General features: G+C 68.3%; 15 protein-coding genes. 12 read left to right on the forward strand and 3 right to left on the reverse strand.

Annotation, left to right across the window (positions count from 1 at the left end):
* The coding region (locus HKK72_RS20255; protein WP_187235967.1) for a transglycosylase domain-containing protein at positions 1-2,084 on the forward strand (2,084 nt) is incomplete at its 5' end.
* Positions 2,085-2,212: 128 nt separating this feature from the next.
* On the opposite strand, the gene HKK72_RS20260 is transcribed toward HKK72_RS20255, so the two are convergent.
* Positions 2,213-3,667, reverse strand: a complete 1,455-nt coding sequence (locus HKK72_RS20260) for an SLC13 family permease (RefSeq protein ID WP_187235968.1) — start codon at positions 3,665-3,667, stop codon at positions 2,213-2,215.
* A gap of 315 nt (positions 3,668-3,982) precedes the next feature.
* Here HKK72_RS20260 and HKK72_RS20265 point away from each other — a divergent pair, with 315 nt between their 5' ends.
* The 5 genes from HKK72_RS20265 (at position 3,983) to HKK72_RS20285 (ending at position 11,337) form a co-directional block, all read left to right on the forward strand.
* The gene (locus tag HKK72_RS20265; protein WP_187235969.1) at positions 3,983-5,146 is read left to right on the forward strand and encodes a pyridoxal-phosphate-dependent aminotransferase family protein; all 1,164 of its coding nucleotides are present in this window, start codon (positions 3,983-3,985) and stop codon (positions 5,144-5,146) included.
* Positions 5,143-8,145, forward strand: coding sequence for an FAD-binding and (Fe-S)-binding domain-containing protein (locus tag HKK72_RS20270; RefSeq protein WP_187235970.1), 3,003 nt, complete (start codon positions 5,143-5,145; stop codon positions 8,143-8,145). Before HKK72_RS20265 ends, HKK72_RS20270 begins: the two co-directional genes overlap by 4 nt.
* Before the next feature lie 157 nt (positions 8,146-8,302).
* Complete coding sequence (locus tag HKK72_RS20275; RefSeq protein WP_315987351.1) at positions 8,303-9,031, forward strand: IclR family transcriptional regulator; 729 nt, start codon at positions 8,303-8,305, stop codon at positions 9,029-9,031.
* Between the two features lie 210 nt (positions 9,032-9,241).
* Positions 9,242-10,126: a hypothetical protein gene (locus HKK72_RS20280; RefSeq protein ID WP_187235972.1), complete on the forward strand. Its 885-nt coding sequence runs from the start codon at positions 9,242-9,244 to the stop codon at positions 10,124-10,126.
* A gap of 320 nt (positions 10,127-10,446) precedes the next feature.
* Positions 10,447-11,337, forward strand: coding sequence for a hypothetical protein (locus HKK72_RS20285; protein WP_187235973.1), 891 nt, complete (start codon positions 10,447-10,449; stop codon positions 11,335-11,337).
* A 45-nt stretch (positions 11,338-11,382) separates the two neighbouring features.
* Here the strand turns inward: HKK72_RS20285 and HKK72_RS20290 are convergent, their stop codons facing one another.
* Positions 11,383-11,748 (reverse strand): hypothetical protein, encoded by a 366-nt coding sequence (locus HKK72_RS20290; protein ID WP_187235974.1) that lies wholly within the window; start codon positions 11,746-11,748, stop codon positions 11,383-11,385.
* A gap of 176 nt (positions 11,749-11,924) precedes the next feature.
* On the opposite strand from HKK72_RS20290, the gene HKK72_RS20295 reads away from it, so the two are divergent.
* The 6 genes from HKK72_RS20295 to HKK72_RS20320 all read left to right on the forward strand — a co-directional run bounded on the left by HKK72_RS20295 (position 11,925) and on the right by HKK72_RS20320 (position 18,286).
* The gene (locus tag HKK72_RS20295) at positions 11,925-12,542 is read left to right on the forward strand and encodes a hypothetical protein (RefSeq protein ID WP_187235975.1); all 618 of its coding nucleotides are present in this window, start codon (positions 11,925-11,927) and stop codon (positions 12,540-12,542) included.
* Positions 12,543-12,698: 156 nt separating this feature from the next.
* On the forward strand, positions 12,699-13,007 hold the full coding sequence (locus HKK72_RS20300; protein ID WP_187235976.1) for a hypothetical protein: 309 nt from the start codon (positions 12,699-12,701) through the stop codon (positions 13,005-13,007).
* Positions 12,974-13,840 (forward strand): hypothetical protein, encoded by an 867-nt coding sequence (locus HKK72_RS20305; RefSeq protein ID WP_187235977.1) that lies wholly within the window; start codon positions 12,974-12,976, stop codon positions 13,838-13,840. The genes HKK72_RS20300 and HKK72_RS20305 overlap by 34 nt, the downstream gene beginning before the upstream one ends.
* Before the next feature lie 153 nt (positions 13,841-13,993).
* The gene (locus HKK72_RS20310; protein ID WP_187235978.1) at positions 13,994-16,843 is read left to right on the forward strand and encodes an SseB family protein; all 2,850 of its coding nucleotides are present in this window, start codon (positions 13,994-13,996) and stop codon (positions 16,841-16,843) included.
* The gene (locus tag HKK72_RS20315) at positions 16,840-17,208 is read left to right on the forward strand and encodes a hypothetical protein (protein WP_187235979.1); all 369 of its coding nucleotides are present in this window, start codon (positions 16,840-16,842) and stop codon (positions 17,206-17,208) included. The genes HKK72_RS20310 and HKK72_RS20315 overlap by 4 nt, the downstream gene beginning before the upstream one ends.
* A gap of 133 nt (positions 17,209-17,341) precedes the next feature.
* A complete protein-coding gene (locus HKK72_RS20320) occupies positions 17,342-18,286 on the forward strand; it encodes a hypothetical protein (RefSeq protein ID WP_187235980.1) in 945 nt (314 codons plus the stop codon).
* A gap of 71 nt (positions 18,287-18,357) precedes the next feature.
* Here the strand turns inward: HKK72_RS20320 and HKK72_RS20325 are convergent, their stop codons facing one another.
* Positions 18,358-20,646: an ATP-binding cassette domain-containing protein gene (locus HKK72_RS20325; protein ID WP_187235981.1), complete on the reverse strand. Its 2,289-nt coding sequence runs from the start codon at positions 20,644-20,646 to the stop codon at positions 18,358-18,360.
* Between the last annotated feature and the right edge of the window lie 23 nt (positions 20,647-20,669).

The raw sequence follows: 20,669 nt of genomic DNA on the forward strand, positions 1-20,669 counted from the left end.
GGCGCGGCCGGCTCGCGCGCTACTCACGGCGCGCCGGTCTCGCGATCCTCGGCCTGGTCGGGTTCGGCGTTCTCGGCTTCGCGATCGCCTATCTGCTGACTCCGATCCCGTCGGCCCAGAGCGGGGCCAAGGCGGAGGGATCGGTGTTCTACTACGCCGACGGCAAGACGGTCATCGCCAAGCAGGGCACCAACCGTGTCGTGGTGCCGCTGTCCGCGGTGCCCGAGGCGGTGCGTGCGGCGGTGATCTCGGCCGAGAACCGCAGCTTCTACAACGATCCCGGCGTCTCGTTGACCAGTACGACCCGTGCGCTGTGGTCCACCGTCTCGGGTGAGCAGGTACAGGGCGGCTCCACCATCACCCAGCAGATGGTCCGCAACTACTACAGCGGGCTCAGCCAGGAACGCACCGTCTTCCGCAAGCTCAAAGAGATCATGGTCGCGTTGAAGGTGGGCCGGGAGAAGGACAAGGACTGGATCCTCCAGCAGTACCTCAACACGATCTACTTCGGCCGCAACGCGTACGGCATCCAGGCGGCGGCCAAGGCCTACTACAACACCGACGTGAAAAGCCTCACCCCCGAGCAGGGCGCCTACCTGGCGGCGGCGATCCAGCTCCCTTCGTACTTCGCCGATCCCTACGGCGACAAGCGGGCGCCCGCGGAACAGCGCTGGCGGTACGTCATCGACGGAATGGTACGGCTCGGTGCCGTCAAGGCCTCGGACGCGGCCACGATGAAGTTCCCCGTACCGCCCGAGCAGAAGCACACCGATGTTCTCAAAGGCCAGGTCGGCTACATGATGGACATCGCCAAGAAGGAGCTCGAGAGCCGAGGCTACGCCGAGGACGAGATCAACCGGGGCGGCCTGAAGATCGTCACCACCTTCGACAAGAAGTTGATGGACGCCGCGGCGTCGGCGGTCAACTCCAACCTTCCGGAAGAGACGTCGAACAAGGTCCTGACCGGGCTCGTGTCGATCAATTCGGCCAACGGTGAGGTCCAGGCGTTCTACGGCGGCCGCGACTACCTGAAACGGCAGCTCGATTCGTCGTTCGGCGCCTACGCCCAGGCCGGTTCGGGGTTCAAGCCGTACGTTCTCGCCGCCGCGCTCGACGACGGCCTGGGCCTCGACAGCACCGTCGACGGCAGTTCCCCGCAGACCTTCAACAACGTCAGCCTCGAGAACAACAACAACACCAGTTACGGCACGGTCGATCTGGTCACCGCCACCCAGCAGTCGATCAACACCGCCTACATCAACCTCGGGCAGGAGGTGGGCCTGAACAAGGTCACCGCCATGGCCGAGAAGCTCGGGATTCCCAAGAGGCAGCTCACCGCCAACAGCGCGAACACCTCGCCCACCTTCCCGCTGGGCACCGTCTCGGTGAGCCCGGTGCAGCAGGCGAGCGCGTACGCCACCTTCGCCGCGGAGGGCGTCCACCACAAGCCGCACGTGATCAAGTCGATCGCCAGGCCGGGGAGCAAACCGGAAAAGATCACTGACAAGGGCGTCCAGGCGTTCGACAAGGACGTGGCCCGCGACGCCACGTACGCGATGACCAAAGTGGTCGAGGGCGGCACCGGCACGGCCGCCCAACTGTACGACCGGGAGGTCGCGGGCAAGACCGGCACCACCGACGAGGGCCGCGCCATCTGGTTCAACGGTTTCATCCCGCAGATGGCGACCTCGGTTGGGATCTTCCGGACCGACAACAAGCCGCTGGAGATCCCCGGTTACTCCATCTACGGCGGAGTGCTGCCGGCGCAGATCTGGCGGTCGTACATGGCCGAGGCGACCCAGAACATGCCGGTGGAGAGATTCGCCGGGCCCACGGTCTCGAACAGGCCCCCGCGCGACAGCGGACCGGACACCACCCGGCCCTCGACGACGGCCGTGCCCACGCCCACGGCACCGCTCGAGCCCGAACCGTCCGAGGAGCCGGCCGATCCGGAGCCGACGGAGGAGCCGGACAACCCGGACCAGTCGCCCGAGCCGCCAGAGGCCACGGTCGAGCCTCGGCCGCGGCTCGGACAGCCCCCGCCCGCCGAGTCAGGCCGCGGCCGCGACGGTCACGCGCCCTGAGCCGGGCGGCCCGGCACCCCGGTCGCTGACGAGCCGGCCGCCCACGGCGACGAGGCCGAAACGGCGAGCGGCCGCGGTGTCATGGCGCCCTTGATCGGGCGGATGACTCCGCGGCCGCGCGTCTGGGATCAGAGCCAGCCGGGGACGACGAAGATGGCCCAGGTGGCGATCGGGGCGAGCGCCACCATGCTGAAGCCCCATCGGATGAGGCCCTTGTAGACGTCGTCCCGGCGGTCATCCGGCGCGTTCGCCACCACCAGCGCGCCGCTGGTCGAGAACGGGCTCGAATCGACCACCGACGACGAGATGGCGAGGGCGGTGATGAGCCCCACCGCCCCCACCGCTTCGCCGCCGGTGAGGAACGGGACCGCGAGCGGGATGAGCGCACCGAGGATGCCGGTCGTCGAGGCGAACGCCGACACCGCGCCGCCGATGAAGCAGATGATGAGCGCGGCCAGCAGCGGAGCGCCGACGGTGGCGACCTCGTCACCGAGCCAGTCGATGGTTCCGAGGCTCTGCATGACGCTGACGTACATCACGATTCCGCACACGAGCAGCACGGTCGGCCACGCGATCTGATTGACGGCCTCCTTGGCCGACACGGGCGAGATGAGGGTGAGGACCGCCGCCACCGTGATGGCCACCAGGCCGACGTTCAGATCGAAGAACAGAGCCCCGACGGCGAGGGCGGCCAGGCCGAGCAGTGTCAGGCTGCGGTCCCGGTCCAGGGTCATCGCCTCGTAGGTACCGCCCGGCGAGGTGGTGACGGTCGCGACGCCGCCGCGCGGCGAGGTGGTCGCCGGGGTCGCGGCGTCCCCGGACCCGCCACCGGGGCCCGCGGTCTTCGCCGCGGTCTCGGCCGCCGGCTCCGACGAGCCTGCCGGCCCGGTGTCCTGGGGGAGGTCAGCGGTATCGGGACGCTTGGCGCCGCCGGGCTCACCGCCGAGGTCGTCGGCGCGCCGGCCGATGAGGTCCCGGCCGCCCCAGAGGAAGAACACCACGACGCTGATCGCGAGGTTGAAGAAGAACGAGGCCAGGAACAGCAGGGTGGGGTTGCCGGGCAGTCCGGCCTTGTCCACCACGCCGTTGGTGATGCCGCCGAAGATGCTCATCGGGGAGAATCCCCCCGCGGTCGCCCCATTGATGATCATGAGACCCATAAGCAGCGGGTTGATCTTGTAGCGGATGGCGAAGCCCATCCCGATCGGGGCGATGATGGCGACCGCGGCGGGGACGACCGCGCCGATCGCGGTGAGACACGCCGTGACCAGGAACATGATCCAGGGGATCAGTCCCACCCGGCCGCCGACCGCACGGATCGCGGCGTGCACGAGCCAGTCCACGGTCCCGTTGCTCTTGGCGATGGCGAAGAGGTATGTGACGCCCGCGAGGATGATGAACAGCTCGCCGGGGAAGCCCTCGAAGATCGCGTCGGTGCGCTCTTCGACGTCCTTTCCGTCGAGCGCGGTGACGCCGAGGACGAAGGCGGCGACGATGGCGAGCGCGCCCAGGTTGACCGGCCGGACCGTGGCCAGCAGGAAGATGCCGACGAGGATGAGGATGGAGACGACTTCTACGGACATGAAGCCTCCCGGATCAGGGGGTTCGGGGAGTTCGTAGTTCGGCTGTTCGTCGTTCGGCTGGCGGCATGCGTAGATTTCCGGAATGTGAAAACGATGTTCCGTTTTGGGAGTATGAGGTACCTCACATCCAGTGGTCAAGGCCCGGCGCTCGACCCGATTCCGGCTCCCGGCACGGGATCCGACGGACGAGTTCCCCGCCGATGAGGCTTGTTGATCACCCCTCCCCCTTCCTCGACACGGCATCCATATTTCGATATAAAGTTTCCGTATCATGGACTATTGATCACGGATCGGTCACGAGAGGTGCCTCGCCGGATGACGCACACTGGTCGCCATTTCCTCCAGATCCCCGGCCCCACCAACACGCCCGATCGGGTGCTGCGCGCCATGGCGGCGCCGACTCTCGACCATCGCGGCCCGGACTTCGCCGAGCTCGCCGCGGACGTCCTCGACGGCATCCGGCCGGTCTTCGGCACCACTCGCCCGGTCGTCATCTATCCGTCCTCGGGCACCGGCGCCTGGGAGGCCGCCCTCGTCAACACGCTGAACCCGGGTGACCGGGTGCTGTGCTTCGAGACCGGTCACTTCGCGACGCTGTGGCAGGAGATGGCGCGCAGCCTCGGCCTCGACGTCCGCCTCATCCCCGGCGACTGGCGGCACGGCGTCGATCCGCAGCGGGTCGCCGACGAGCTGTCCGCCGACACCGAGCGCGCCATCAAGGCCGTACTGGTCGTGCACAACGAGACCTCCACCGGCGTCACCAGCCGGGTCGCGGAGGTGCGCCAGGCGATCGACTCGACCGGGCACCCGGCGCTGCTGCTCGTCGACACGATCTCCTCGCTCGGCTCCATCGACTACCGTCACGACGAATGGGGCGTCGACGTCACGGTGGGGGGATCGCAGAAGGGGCTCATGCTCCCGCCCGGCCTCGGCTTCAACGCCGTCAGCGAGAAGGCCCTGGCCGCGTCCGAGAAGGCGACGCTGAGCCGGTCGTTCTGGGACTGGCGGCCGATCCTCGCCGCCAACGAGAAGGGCGCCTTTCCCTACACCCCGGCGACGCACCTGCTGTACGGGCTGCGCGAGGCGCTGCTCATGCTCCAGGAGGAGGGGCTGCCGAACGTCTTCGCCCGCCACCAGCGGCACGCCGAGGCGACCCGGCTCGCGGTGCGCGGCTGGGGCCTGGAGGTGCTGTGCGCCGACGAGCGCGAGCACTCCGGCTCGCTCACCGGCGTCATCGTTCCAGGCGACCACGACGCGGACAAGATCCGCGCGGTCATCCTCGATCAGTACAACATGTCCCTCGGCGCCGGGCTCGGCAAGCTCGCCGGCCGGGTCTTCCGCATCGGCCACCTCGGCGACTTCAATGACCTGATGCTCGCCGGAACGCTCGCCGGCGTCCAGATGGGCCTGTCCGTCGCAGGCGTGCCCATCGATCCGAGCGGCATCAACGCGGCCCTCCAGCGTCTGCAGCGCCCATGACGCGGCCCGCGGTGCAGGCGCGTGACCTGGAGCACGACCTCGGGCACGAGGTCGAGGGCGAGGTGCGGTTCGACGACTACACCCGCCACCTGTTCTCACGCGACGCGAGCATGTACGCGATCACGCCGCTCGGCGTGGTGTTCCCGCGCCATGCCGGCGACGTCGCCGCCGCCGTCGCCGCGGCCGAGAGGCACGGGGTGCCGCTGGTGCCGCGCGGCGGCGGTACGAGCCTCGCCGGCCAGACCGTCGGGCCCGGCCTCGTGCTGGACCTGTCACGGCACATGAACCGCATAGTCGAGATCGACGCCGAAGCCCGTACGGCACGGGTGCAGCCCGGGGTGGTGCAGGACGAGCTCAACCGTGCCGCCGCACCGCACGGTCTGATGTTCGGACCCGACACCTCGACCAGCAACCGAGCCACGATCGGCGGGATGATCGGCAACAACTCCGCCGGAAGCGGGTCGGTCCGCTACGGGATGACCATCGACCACGTGCGCGAGCTCGACGTCGTGCTCTCCGACGCGTCGGCGGCTCACTTCGCCCCGGTCGACGCGTCCGAGTGCGCCCGCCGCGCCGGGCTGCAGACCCTCGAAGGCCGCCTCTACCACGAGCTGCCCGAGCTGCTGGCGGCGCACGAGTCGGCGGTCGCCGGCGGGTTCCCGCCCTACTGGCGGCGGGCCTGCGGCTACCGGCTGGACCGGCTCGCCGATGGCACTCCCTTCGATCTGGCGAAGTTCGTCGTGGGATCGGAGGGAACGCTGGTCATCGCCACCGAGGCGGTGGTCGACCTCGTCCCGAAGCCGCGCCGCACCGTGATCGCGGTCGGCCACTTCACCTCGGCGCTCGCCGCCATCGCGGCGACCGAGGACGCCATGGCCTGCGACCCCTCGGCCGTGGAGCTGATGGACCGCACCATCCTGGACCTGTCCCGCAGCAAGATCGAGTACGCCGAGCTGGGCACGATCCTCGAAGGCGACCCGGACGCCCTGCTGTTCGTGTCGTTCAGCGGTGACGACGACGAGGAGCTCATCGCCCGGCTCGACCGGCTCACCGCCCTGTGGTCGAAGCACGACCACGGCTATCACACGCTGCGGGCCGAGACTCCGGCCCAGCAGAGCGCCCTGCTCAAGGTCCGCAAGTCCAGCCTCGGCCTGCTCATGGCCGCGGGCACCGGCTCGCTGCGCCCGCTCGCCTTCGTCGAGGACACCGCGGTCGACCCGAAGCACCTCGTGGACTACACCGCTCGGTTCAAGGAGGTGCTCGACCGGCACGGCCTGACCGCCGGCTTCTACGGGCACTGCTCGGTCGGCTGTCTGCACGTCCGGCCGTTCGTGGACGTCAGCAGGCCCGATGACGTCCAGACGATGCGCAGCGTCGCCGAGGAGGTCAAGGACCTGGTCAAGGAGTACGGCGGGGTCAACTCCAGCGAGCACGGCGACGGCCTCGCGCGCAGCGAGTTCAACCGCGAGATCTTCGGTGACGAGCTGTACGAGGCGATGCGGCAGGTCAAGCGCATCTTCGATCCCGACGGCCGGATGAATCCAGGCAAGATCGTCGACGCGCCGCCGATGACCGAGAACCTACGCGACGCCGCGCTCCCCCCTGCGCCGCCGATCCGGACCCGGCTGACGTTCGAGGTCATCGGCGGGAGCGGCGCCGTCGGCGCGCCCGCCGGGGCCGGCTCCTCGGCCACGTCCGTTGACGGTATGCGCGAGGCCGCCGACCGGTGCATGAACATCGGGCTGTGTCGCAAGAGCGCCACAGGGGCGATGTGCCCCTCGTACATGGCGACCCGGCAGGAGGAGCACGCCACCCGCGGACGCGCCAACGCGCTGGTCAAGGCCCTGTCCGAACCCGACCCCTCAGCGGCGCTCGGCGACGACCGGCTGCACGAGATCCTGGATCTGTGCCTCATGTGCAAGGCCTGCAAGAGCGAGTGCCCGCTCGGGGTCGACATGGCCGCCCTCAAGGCCGAGGCGCTCGCGCACCGGCACGATGCCCGCGGAGTGCCGCGGCGATCGCGGGCCTTCGGCCGCATCCGGACCCTCAACCGGCTGGGCTCGGCCACGGCCCCCCTGTCGAACCTGCCGATCCGCATCCGGGCCGTACGCCGGATCATGGAGCGCGTGATCGGCATCACCGCCGAGCGGCCGCTGCCCACGTTCCAGCGCCGGAACCTGATCCGCTGGTTCCGTCGGCGCCCGGCCGGGGCCCGGCCCACGGGTGCGGCGGCCGGCGCGGCTCCGCTGGGCGAACTGACCTTCCTCGCCGACTCCTTCACCACGTTCACCGAGCCGCTGATCGGCCGGGCGGCGATCGAACTGCTGGAGTACGCCGGCTGGTCGGTCCGGCTGGAGAGCCGTGGCTGCTGCGGCCGGGCCGATTACTCCAAGGGCCTGCTCGACCGTGCGAAGGACAAGGCGGGCTCGCTGGCGGCGCTGCTGGCCTCCTCCGAGCCGGGGTCGCCGATCGTCGGATGCGAGCCGTCGTGCGTGCTGACACTGCAGGACGAGCACACGCGGCTGCTGCCCGAGGACCCGAACGTCCGCGATGTCGCGGGGCGGGTGCGCCAGGTGGAGGAGCTGCTGGTCGAGGCGATCGACACCGGCCGGCTGACGCTGCGCGAGTCGTGGCTGTCCGGGCGGCGGATCCTCTACCAGGGGCACTGCCACCAGAAGGCCGAAGTCGGCACGGCCGCGACGTTGGCGCTGCTGCGCCGCCTCCCCGGCGTGGAGGTGGTCGAACTCGACGCCGGATGCTGCGGGATGGCCGGCTCGTTCGGTTTCGAGGCCGAGCACTATGACATCTCGATGACCGTCGGCGGCGACCGGCTCTTCCCGGCCATCAGATCCGCGCCCGCCGACACCGTGGTCGCCGCGACCGGAGTGTCCTGTCGCCAGCAGATCCGGCATGGCACCGAGCGCACCGCGTGGCATCCGCTGGAGCTCGTCAAGGAGGCGTACGCGGCGATCGAGGCCCCGGTACGGCGCGACGACTAGACTTCTGCGGTCCGGGCGATCGAGGACATCGCAGGATCACGGGGCACCCGGCGGGGTCGGGGGACCAGAACGGAGGGCTCGCTTGACCGAGCCGAACAAGGGCCTGGCCGACGGCGAGGCCGAGCAGAAGCCCGCGAACCAGCCGCGCGGCGGCGGCGTGCAGTCCGTCGAGCGTGCCTTCGAGCTGCTCGAGACCATGGCGGCCGCGGGCGGGATGGTCGGGCTGTCCAAGCTCGCCCAGGAGTCCGGGCTGGCGCTGCCAACGATCCACCGCCTGGTCCGCACCCTCGTCGACCTCGGCTACGTCCGTCAGGAGCCGTCGCGGCAGTACTCCCTCGGCCCGCGGCTGATCCGCCTGGGCGAGAGCGCCAGCCACCTCCTCGGCACCTGGTCGCGGCCGTACCTCACCCGCCTCGTGGACGCGGTCGGCGAAAGCGCCAACCTCGCGATGCTCGACGTCGACCAGATCGTCTACGTGGCCCAGGTGCCCTCGCGGCACTCGATGCGGATGTTCACCGAGGTCGGCCGCAGGGTCCATCCGCACTGCACCGCCGTCGGGAAGGCCGTGCTCGCCCACCTGCCCCCGGGCGACGTGCGGGCGCTGCTCGGCCGCACCGGGATGCCGGCCCAGACCGAGCACACGATCACCGACCCCGCCATGTTCGCGCAGGTGCTCGACCAGGTCCGGGTTCAGGGCTATGCGATGGACGACGGCGAGCAGGAGGTCGGAGTGTGCTGCGTCGCCGTACCGGTGCTCGGCACGGCGAATCCGCTGGCCATCTCGGTGTCCGGGCCGGCCCCGCGAATGACCGCCGAGGTGGTCCAGCGGGCGGTGCCGCTGCTCCACCGGGCCGCCGAGGACCTCGGCCGCGAACTCGCCCCCTGAGCACGCCCCTGGCGGGGACGCCGATCTGAGCGCTTTTCGGACCTTCTCGCCGGGGCACTTTGTGCGGGCCCCGGTTGGGCCTCGGGACCCTGTCACCGCCCCTCCCGGGTCCCTTACGGTACGCGAATGTGCCGACCCACCCCGTACCCGAAGAGATCTTCATCCTGGTATTCCAGCGATGGTGGCGAGGGTTCGACGTCGCATCTGGCGGTGATCCTCCTCGTAGCGGGGCTCACCCTCGTGATCGCCACCAGCGGCATAGGCGGTTACGTGACATCGAACGTGCAGAACGCGGTCTGCCGCGTAGGGGCAGATGACTGTAAGGCCCCTGGGGTACCTAGGCCCCCCAAGACCCCCAAGTCCTCTAAGCTCCCCAAGCCTCCGAAGAGGAAATCGATCACGACTGCGGCTCTGCTGAATCCAAGCCTCGCGATAAAAGCGGTCCAGGATTCGGTCAACGCAACCCTGGCTCGGGCCCCAGAGGCCACGCCGCAGCAACTCGACGAAGCCTTTCTCAAGGAGCGGCCGCACGGGAAGGTCTCACTGGTCTGGATGCGCCAGCAGGGCATCAAGGCCGAGTACCGCAGCGGCGGCGGCAACACCTACGACAAGACCAACAAGGTGATCTATCTCGATACGACGACCACCCTCGAAGATCGCGCCAAGACCTACGAGAAGGCGATCGCCGACTTCGCCGGAATACCCACGGACCAGGAAGCACCTGACCCGAAGAAACTGCTCCGCGAAGATTACGTCGACGAGGTTCTGGACCAGAGGGCTGATGTGCAGCTGGCCTGGGCCAGGCTGACCCGGAAAGTGCAGAAGTCCGAGGGCGGCGCCGAGGTTCCCGACGACGAGATACAGCGCGTCTACAATGAAGCCTACGACCATGGCGTGGAGACCAACGCACCCTGGTACGCCGAAAGGGGCCGTCCGCTCACTGACGCCGAAAAGGAACGGATCGGCGATGACTACGGAAGCCGGGAGCTCCGTAAAAATTGGAACCCGGAGGAGAGAGCGAGGCTCAGGAAGGACTGGGAGCACCACAATCCACGGCGCTGGACCTGCCTCTGGATTTGGCGCAACTGCCCGTGATCAGGAAGCCCTCCGAGGCCATGACGGGCAGCCCGGGCCGCGCCGGGCGGCGGCATCAGGAGCAGGTCGCGCCAAGGCGACGGCGGACGGCCGACTCCAATGGACGCCGCCGAAGACATACACCCGCGTCGACGCTTCGCGGGCTTGAACTGCGGTATGAGCGGCGCCAGAGCAATGGGCACTTGAAATACTCGAGCCATTTTGATCTTCTTTTGGCCCTCGATCAGCTCGTGATCCAGTCGAGGACCCATGTCGGATTGAGCCTTTCTTGGGCCCTGGGACACCCAGGCGCCACCGCTCCTCAGCGATACGATATGCGCATGATTCAAGATTCGAGCCGCAGAGGTAAGGCGACATCGCCTGCCATCCCCGAAAGCGGAGAGGGATCCGTGGGATACCTCGCGGTGATCATCTTAGTCGCATGTGTTGTCGTCGCGATGGTGACAACGAATATAGGCGGGTACGTGACTGCGAGCGCAGAGAACGCCGTCTGCCGCGTAACACTGGACTCCTGCAAGCCGGCGAGTCGTGAGCCGACTGCCTCGGGCCGAAGAGACCCAGGGGGCGTCAAGCAGAACAGCAGCAAGTCCGCGATTCCGGGTGAAGCCGGTGGCGAGGTCTTGATTCCCAGAGCCGAGCCGTACCGGAGCGTCATCCAGAAATGGATGCGCCAAAAGGGCATCGGAGTCCAGTACCGGCGCGGCGGTGGAAATTTCAACGATAAGACGAATAAAACGCTCTACCTCGACACCACGACCACCAGAGACGCTCAGACTCGCGCTTATCAAGAGACGATCCTCTACGCCGCCAACCCCGCCCCGGCCTCCGAGACCATCGACATCTACACCACGCCGCGCGACCAGTTCGTCCAGGCGAAGGTGACAGAGCTTGTGGACCGCTATGCCTCTGCGGCCTCGTTTGCTCGCGAGGTACAGGCCGGAGGCGACCACGGCTTCCCCGACTCCCCCCATCAGCAGACCTACGACTCGGGTTATGCGAAGGCCGTCGAACGTGAGGAGGCCGCCGCTGCCGAGAAGGGCCGGATGCTCACCGATGCCGAGAAACAAGAGATAGGCAAACGAGGTGGACGCCAGGCGATCTACGCCGAGGAGGCACCGTACCTGACCGGTCAAATCGAGTTTATGTGGGATCAAGTACATCCCAAACCCAAGCGGAGCTGGCAATGCCTCAAACTGTGGCATTGCGGCTGACCGCTGAGAGCCCAGGAGAAACTTCGGGGTGGAGGCTCCGATGCATCAGGAGCAGGTCTCGCCGATCCGCCGCGGCTGCTCGGTGAGAAATCGCTGGAGCTGTGCGACGTCGCCGTTCCCGGCGCCGGTGGCGGCGCCCCGGGCGGCCACCACCGCCTGTTCGAGGGTCTTCTTCAGCTTCGCGTCGTCGCTCTTCTTCGCGAGGGCGTCGAGTCGCGCGGCGAACCGGTCCACGGCCTGTTTCCACTGGGCGGCGTCCGTGGCCGGCGCCGTGCGCACCTGCGCCGCCAGCCCCTCGAAGGCCGCCTTGGTCTCGTCGCAGACCTCGGACTTGTTCCCGCAACCGGCCAGCAGACCGAGCACGACCACGCAGTAGACGACCACCGAACGACCACGCAACGCGCGCACCATCGACGCTCCTCACTCCACCGAATCGGCCTTAACCTACGGCATCAGCGCAGGCGTGGGCGGGTGAAAATAGAGCCCGGGCCCAGGCCGGGGCAACCTGTCAATAGGTCCCTCCACAGGCCTCGCTCTGGGTCTTTTGGCCCTGTCATCGCTCTGTTCGAGTCCATACGGTCTGCCACATGCCATGGTCTGCACCGTCATCGACGCCAATTTCGCCACGAGGCTCGAGCGACGACGGCGAAGGCGCGACGTCCTATATCGCGGTGACACTCCTCATCGCCGCCGTCACCGCCGCCATCGCCACTACCAACGCGGGCGGCGCGGTGGTGTCGAATGCCCAGCGGGCGATCTGCAAGGTGCAAGGAGATGGCTGCGAGCCCGTCGACGGGAAGCCGACCGCACGCTCCAGCGGCGGCGCCACTCCCTCGGTCCCACGCCCTTACCGCCGCCACGGCGGCGCCCAGGCCCTTCCTTCCGGCGCGGGCGGCGCCCCGCCGGGCGGGGCGGCTCCGCAGGGTACCGCGGAGCGGGCGATGTGCCTGCAGGTGGGAGAGAACTGTGTGGGCGTCGATAGTCTCGTCGCACCCGCTGACCCGATGGCCTCGGGCCGACCGAGCCCCGGCGCCGACCCTGACCCGGCGGACATCGGAGATGCCATCGGAGATGCAGTCGGCGACGCAGTCGACAAGGTCATGCGGCCCGATAAACCACAACAACAGATCGACGACGAGAAGCGTTTGTGGAGCAGGGGGCTACAGCTACTGGGATTCTCGTCTCCAAGTTCTATATCGGAATGACTCCGCGCGAACGGAATCACCATTGAATACGGGCAGGGCAACAAAAGCGGCCACAATACCCTAGAGGGAACCAAGCTTCTGCTTAACACAAAGCGCTCGACAGAAGAGCGGCAGGAGGCTTATATAAATGCGATTGCACATATCTCTAAGATCAATTTGAAGCCCATCTCGACCGAGCTGTCGCGCGAAGACTTCATCGACCAAAGTATCAGCAGACAAGCGGACATCAACGCCAAAGCTTTTACGATCCGCGATCAATTGAAAGAACTCAAGATCGACGACACACCCGAGCCGAAGGACAACCCATATTGGGATGCCTACAAAAAGGGTGGCGAGAAGGCAGTAAAAGATTTGCTCGTGCGGGAAAACAAGACCGATCCAATGGAGGCCGAGCTTCACGGTGCGGAATGGGATAGGGCCCACCCACGAGATTGGACCTGCGTCTGGGGTTTGCTGCCCTGCTGACCGATCTACCGAATTCGAATACAGATGGTACGCACATGCGGTGGCCGTACGGGAACAGCGACGTTGCATCACGGCGCTCACGCGAGAAAGGCGAGCTCCTGACGACTCACATCGCGGCGACGCTCCTCATCGCCGCCCTGATCACCACCGACGCTGACGGGGTCGGATGCCAGACCGTCGACGCCCCACCGGCCTGCCGCGAGATCCACGATGCCGTGGACAAGGTCTTCCAGGGCCCCGAATCGAAAGAACAACTCGACGACGAGCAGCTCATTCGTGCCACCCCTAACATAAAGCCGATACTGACCTGGGCGGCCCGAGAAGGGATCAAAGTCGAATACCGGCAGGGTGGCGGCAATTCATACGACAAGGCCAAAAGAACGATCCACCTCGACACCACGAAATCAAGGGCCGCTCGGCTTGACAAGTATTTCGAGGCACTCACCGACTTCGCCGACATACCTGCATATGGCCCGTTGCCTGACGTGACCAAGGTGTCACGGGAGCAGTACATCAACGACGGTGTCGCCAGGACTGTGACCAATGCGGTGCAACGCATAAAGTTCAACCTGCGGCTGCGCGGACTCGGGATCACCGGCCGGGCCGACTATCCCGATCAAAAGGTCTACGAGGACGCCTACGATCAAGGCGGAGAAGAGGCCGGACGCGAAGCGCTCCTACGGAAACTGAAGCCGGAGTTGACTCCCGGGCTCGAACGACATTGGAACACCCACCACCGGGACGACACCACCGGGCACCGGACCGACACCGCGCACCGGGCCGATACCGCGCACGTGGACGACTGGCGTCCTTACCACCTCCGGTGGTGCTGAACCCATCGGCCCCCCGGTGGCCGGACCCGGCAATGCGGCCGATCACCTGGACCTGGGGCCGACATCGGTCGCCGACCGCCGCAGTCGCCGTTTGTGCTGCTTCGCCCCGTGTAGCGTTAGGGCGTCCGAGGCCTGCTCAGGGGAGTGTAGAACGTGGTCGAAGCATGGCAGCCCGCGACCGAGCTGGAAGGCCGGATGCGTGACGCGCTGAGCTCCGGCGACGCCGAGTCGTACTTCGGGCTCTTTGCGGAGATCGAACTGGTGATCCCCGTCGCACCGGACGTGGCGGAGGAGGTCGTCGCCAACCGGGCCCAGCCCACCTGGCCCACCCAGGAGATCGACGGGCGCACGCACGTGCTGGCCTTCACCTCGCCAGAGGCCATGCAGGCGGGGCTCGGGCCGGCGGTCGAGCACTTCATGCTGCTGAAACTCGGTGACATCGCCGACGGCTGGCCCCAGCCGCAGTGGTGGCTCGCGGTCAACGCCGGCCTGCCGATCCAAGGGCTGTTCCCCGCGTGGTTCGTCCGGCAGATCGCCGACGGAGATGCCCGGCCGCCACGCGCCGGACTGCCGATCCGGTCCGAGGCCCCCGAAGTGCCCAGCGCGCCGAACGCGCCGAACGCGCCGAACGCGCCGAACGCGCCGAACGCGCCGACGGCACAATCTCCGGTGACCGAACCCCCGGTCACCGAACTCCCGGTCACCGAGCAGCCGGCACCGCCGAACGCGGCGGCGGAACCCGCCTCGAGCGACGCCGAGCCCCTCGCCGGCGGAGCGCCGGGCGCCGAGGCGCCCACGGGCGGCGGCGACCGGCCGGCGGTGGCCTCAACGCCCCCCGAGGCTCCTTCGCCGGGCGACGACTTCCAACCGCTGAAGGACCTTCCCTCGGGCGACGCCGCCCCGGCACCACCCGCGGCCGGCGCCCCGCCCATCAAGGTCCCGGCGACCGTCGGCCTTCCCGCGACCGTCGGCCTTCCCGCGACCGTCGGCTTCCGGGCGGCCAACGACGTGGAACGGGCCCTGTTGCGGGCCGCCGCGGAGAGCGACGAGGACGCCTTCGTCAAAGCCCTCCTCGGCGCCGAAGTCCTCATCCTGGTGCCCGAGCAGACCGACCCCACCAGACGCCCCGGTCGTCCCGGTTTTCCATGGCAGATCACCGAGCACGACGGTGAGAGCAGCATCGCCCTGTTCACCTCACAGGAGCGCATGCTCGAGGCTCTCGCCGAGGAGACGAGACCGGGTGCGGCCGGCGCGCCGGACTTCATGAAGTTCCCCTTCAGGTCGGTCATCCGATATTGGCCGGATCGCGGGTGCTCCCTCGTCCTGAACTCCGGCACCCCGGTCGGCATGGTCCTCGCCGGTGACCGGCTGCTCGGTATCACCGAGTGGGCCGATCAGCTGGCGACACAGCGGACCTCCGAGCGCTTCGATCCGCAGAACGACGTGGAGAGGCGGCTGCACGAGGCCGCCGCGCGGCGCGACACCGACGCCTTCTTCAAGGTGCTGCGAAACGCCCAGGTGCTGTTGCCGGCCGACCCCGAGACCCCGTGGGGCATCCAGCCTGGCGATCCCGGGTTCCCGTGGCGGCCCCTCACGATCCAGGGCGAGAAGTCCATCCAGATCTTCACGTCGCTGAAGTGGATGCACGACGCCATCGGGCCGTCGCGATTCATCATGCCGAGCTTTCTGGACATCGTGTCAGCGTGGCCCGACGCCGGCTGGACGCTCGTGCTCAACCCCGGCTCACCGATCGACGCGGCCGTGTCCGGCGACCAGGTGGCCGCGCTCAAACCCCCGGCCGAACCGGAGCCGGCGGTCGCCACGCCGATCGAGCCGCCGATCGAACCGGCGGCCGACGCCGGGGCCGTCGGCGCGACCGGCGGCGCGACCGGCGAGCAGCCCGTGACCCACACCGAGCCAGAGCCGCTCCCGCAGTTCGAGCCGGGCAACCGCACCGACCAGGAACTGTACGAAGCGGCCGTGAACGGCGATACCGACGCGTTCCTCCACGTGCTGCTCAGCGCCGACGTGCTGGTGCCCATCCCCGCCGACGCACCTGTCGAGGTCACCCCGATGGACCCGCGCTTCCAGTGGAAGGCGGCTCTGCGCGACCCCTCGTCCGTCCAGGTCTTCACCTCTCTCGTCCAGCTCCGCATCGCCGTCGGCGGCACGCCCGGAACCGACCCGGCCGCGCCGGAGCCCCGGTTCGTCTACACCGACTTCCGCGACCTCATCGGGTGCTGGCCACATGCCGAATGGACGATGTTCCTCAATCCCGGCACCCGCATCGGCGCGTCGCTGCGCGGCGACCAGGTCCAGGCGCTGAGCGAGTGGGCCGTACGGGTGGGGCTGATCCGCAGCGCCGACGCCGACGCCGACGCCGGGTTCCCGCAGCCGGCCGAGCCACAGATGCCGCAGGAGGCCCCGGCCGGCGCGCCGTCCCAGCCGTTCGCGGCCGCGCCGCACGAGCCGCAGCACCGGTCACCCGTCATGCAGAAGGTCCTGCCGCACGGCCATGTCACCTGGTATCTGGACCAGGGCTATGACCGGGTCGGCGGTTTCGTGCACCTGGCCTCCGACGTGACCGATCTGCAGACCCCCGCACAGCTCTACGAGGTGCTGGGCCTGCTGACCGCCGACTCCACGTTCTCCTCCGACGACGACGGCGTGTACGTCGTTCGCTGGACGGCGCACTGCGACGACCTCTACCGGATCCCGTTCGGCGGCCAGACCGAAGAGGACCGGCAGGTGTGGGACGATGCCGGCTGGGTCGTCGAACGACCGCCCTTCCACGGTGACGGATTCGCCCCGGGAAGCTTCGGGACGATCCGCGAGTACAAGGTCGACAGCGTCCGGCTCCCCTACGGGGCGGAGATGTACTACCTCGGGCGAGACCGCTCCGAGCGGTTCGTGGCGGTCTACGATCCCGATGTCCTCACCTGGCTGCGGGCCGACGGCGAATCCGAGACGACCTCGCAAGAGCGTACGGAGGCCGGGCAGTGATCCGGGACGGTTACATCGCGAGCTGGGGCGGGGCGGAGTACGAGGCGAGTCCGGGCGCCGACTCGACCGTCCGGTTGTACGCCACCGAACCCGTCGCCGGCTTCGAGGAGACCCAGCCGGGCCGATACCGGCGCGTGGTCCCCGTCGCCGAGCTCGACTCGCTCGGCTACGTCCGTACGACCTGCATGTGGCGCGGCGAGCCCTTCGTCATCGTCGGCGAACACGAGAGCTGGCTACGGGTGGAGTACACCGGTGGGCGGGCGCCGGTCGCCGAGGCGCTCGGACTGGACCGGATCGACCAAGGGGTCTGGCAGACCTGGGCACCACGGGCCGAAGTGGTCGACCTGCACGAGGAAACCGTTTAGAGTCGACTACTCAGACAAGTTAACCATCGGCGTTGATTTTGCCGCGTGAGTTGCTGTTCGCTTGGCTTTGAAAGGCCGCAGGCGGGTAGCTCGCAATATAGATCGACAACGATGCGACGGAGGTGCAGTACCGGTGGTCTCCCGGTCAGCAGGCAAGCCGATGTTCGTAGGGCTCGGCGCGGCAGCGATCGTGGCCCTGACAGTGGGCGTGCCGGCCGCTCTCGCCGCTGAGCCCTACGTCGCTCCGGGCAGCGACTCCCCAGGCGACCCGGTGACGGCGCCTGCCACAGGCGATGAGGAGACCCCGACTCCGACCCCGACGCCCACCCCCACGACACCGCCCCCACCGCCCGTGCTGTACGTCGACCTGGCGATCCCGTCCGGAGCCGTGCACGGCGGCGACTCGGTGAAGGTACGCGTCCATGTGTGGGCGACGCGGAACACGGCGACCAACACCAGGCTGCGGCTCGACACCAACGGCAATGCGACCGTGAGCTCGCAACAGAACCTCGGCAAGGTGGGCGAAGCCGGCACGTACCGCACCATGACGGTCTCGATCCGCAAGGGCTACACGAAGGGATCGGTTCCCGTCTCGGCGATAGCGTCCGCCACCGGAGCCAAGACGAAGACCGACGGAGCCACCATCACGGTGACCAAGAAGCCGGCTTCCAGCAACACCTCATCGAGCGGTTCGAGCGGATCCGGATCGACTGGTTCGACCGGCAGCTCGAGCGGGCTCGGAACCGGGACCGGCACCACGCCGTACGTGCCCCCGAGCCCGGCGGCCTCGCTGCAGAGCCCGCAGGTCACCCTGCCGGAGATCCCGGCGAGCGCGCCGTCGATGGCGCCCACGGTTCCGGCGGCCGCGCCCTCGCACACTCTGCGCAGCGGCGGCACGCCGCAGGCTCAGGAGCTCACCTTCGAGCGGCTGGCCAGCACGCAGGCAGCCTGGCTCGCCGCGCTGCTGGTGGCGTTCTCGGTGCTGCTGACCCAGGTCCGGCTCGGCCGTCCCCCGGCGGACCGGGTTCGTCCCAAGGGCGACCACCGCCGCCCCAAGCAGGGCCTCTTCCAGCGCTGATCCGACGCCGGAACTGCGCGACCTCACGCTCGGCGAACGCTTCGAAGGCGCGGTTCGCCGAGCATGCGGCCCTAGCCGCGTGCCGCGGATTCGGCGACGTACTCGCGTAGGTGTCGGGCCGTGAGGGTCTCGGCCTTGGCGACGAGTTCCGCCGGGGGACCGGTGAAGACCACTTCACCGCCGTCGTGCCCACCCCCGGGCCCGAGGTCGATCAGCCAGTCGGCGTGGGCCATCACCGCCTGGTGGTGCTCGATGACGACCACCGTGTTGCCGTCGTCCACGAGGCGGTCGAGCAGGGCGAGCAGCTTGTCGACGTCGGCCATGTGCAGGCCGGAGGTCGGCTCGTCCAGTACGTACACCGAGGACTTCTCCGCCATGTGGATGGCCAGCTTGAGGCGCTGACGCTCACCGCCGGAGAGCGTGTTCAGCGGCTGGCCGAGCCGCAGGTAGCCGAGGCCGACATCGCGGAGGCGGTCGAGGATCGTACGGGCCTGCCCGGAGCCGAAGAAGTCGCAGGCCTCGGCGATCGACATCCCGAGGACCTCGCTGATGTTCTTGCCGTTGAGCGTGTAGGTGAGCACCTCGGGCGTGAAGCGCTTGCCCTCGCACTCCTCGCACACCGAGGCGACTCCGGCCATCATCGCGAGGTCGGTGTAGACGAGGCCGATGCCGTTGCAGTTCGAGCAGGCGCCCGCGGAGTTGGCGCTGAACAGGGCGGCCTTCACTCCGTTGGCCTTGGCGAAGGCGGTGCGGATCGGGCCCAGCAGCCCCGTGTACGTCGCCGGGTTCGAACGGCGCGAACCGCGGATCGGGGACTGGTCGGCGACGACCACGCCGTCCCGGCCGGAGAGGTGGCCGTGGATGAGGGAGCTCTTACCGGACCCGGCCACACCGGTGACCACGGCGAGTACGCCCGTGGGGATGTCGACCGAGACGTTCTTCAGGTTGTGGAGGGTGGCGCCGGTGATGGCGATCCGGCCGGTGGGCGTGCGGACCTCGTCGCGGAGGCCGGCGCGGTGTTCGAGATGGCGTCCCGTGAGCGTCCCCGACGTACGGAGACCGGTCACGTCGCCCACGTAGCAGATCTCGCCGCCGTCCGAGCCGGCGCCGGGGCCGAGGTCCACGACATGGTCGGCGTGGACGATGACCTCGGGTTTGTGCTCGACGACCAGGACGGTGTTGCCCTTGTCCCGAAGGCGCAGCAGAAGCTCGTTCATCCGCTGGATGTCGTGCGGATGGAGCCCGACGGTGGGCTCGTCGAAGACATAGGTCACATCGGTCAGCGAGGAGCCGAGATGACGGACCATCTTCACGCGCTGTGCCTCTCCGCCGGACAGGCTCGACGAGGTGCGGTCGAGGCTGAGATAGCCGAGGCCGATCTCGACCAGTGAGTCGAGGGTGTGGCGCAGCGTGGCCAGGAGCGGGGCCACCGACTCGTCCTCCATCGAGGCGACGAACTCGGCCAGATCGTTGATCTGCATCGCCGAGCACTGGGCGATGTTGACGTCCTTGATGGTGGAGGACAGCGCGGCGGCGCTCAGTCGTGCGCCCCCGCAGGAGGGGCAGTCGGCGAAGACCACGGCCCGGTCGACGAAGGCCCGGACGTGGGACTGCATCGCGTCGCGGTCCTTGGCGAGATAGCTCCGCTCGATCCGTTTGATCAGGCCTTCGTAGGTGAGGTTGTGCGAGCCGATCTTCACCTTGCACGAGGGCTTGTGGAGGAGTTCCTCCCACTGCTGCGGCGTGTAGTCCTTCAGTTTGGTGTCCGGGTCGAAGAACCCGGAGCTCGCGAAGACCTGCCAGAGCCAGGAGTCGACCGCGAACCCGGGCACGATGATCGCACCTTCGTTGAGGGACAGTTCGCGGTCGACCACCTGGTCGATGTCGATCTTCGATACCTGACCGAGCCCCTCGCACTCGGGGCACATGCCCTCGGCGCTGTTGAAGCTGAAGGCCGTCGAGGTGCCGATGTGCGGATCACCGAGCCGGCTGAAGATGATCCGCAGCATGGTGTAGGCGTCGGTCGCCGTACCGACCGTCGAGCGGGAGTTGGCGCCCATCCGCTCCTGGTCGACGACGATCGCCGCGCTCAGGTTGCGCAGGGCGTCGACGTCCGGCCGGCCCATGCTCGGCATGAACGACTGGATGAAGGCCGTGTAGGTCTCGTTGATCAGGCGCTGTGACTCGGCGGCGATGGTGCCGAAGACCAGCGAGGACTTTCCGGAGCCCGAGACGCCGGTGAAGACCGTGAGCCGGCGCTTGGGCAGGTCTAGCGAGACGTCCTTGAGGTTGTTCTCGCGGGCGCCGCGGACCTCGATCACATTGTGGTGGTCCGCAGCGTTCTGCTGGTCGACGGTCATGCCGGCTCTCTCGCTTTCTCTCG

The organism is Actinomadura sp. HBU206391, assembly GCF_014323665.1.
In the GTDB taxonomy this organism is placed as follows: Bacteria; Actinomycetota; Actinomycetes; order Streptosporangiales; family Streptosporangiaceae; genus Actinomadura_C.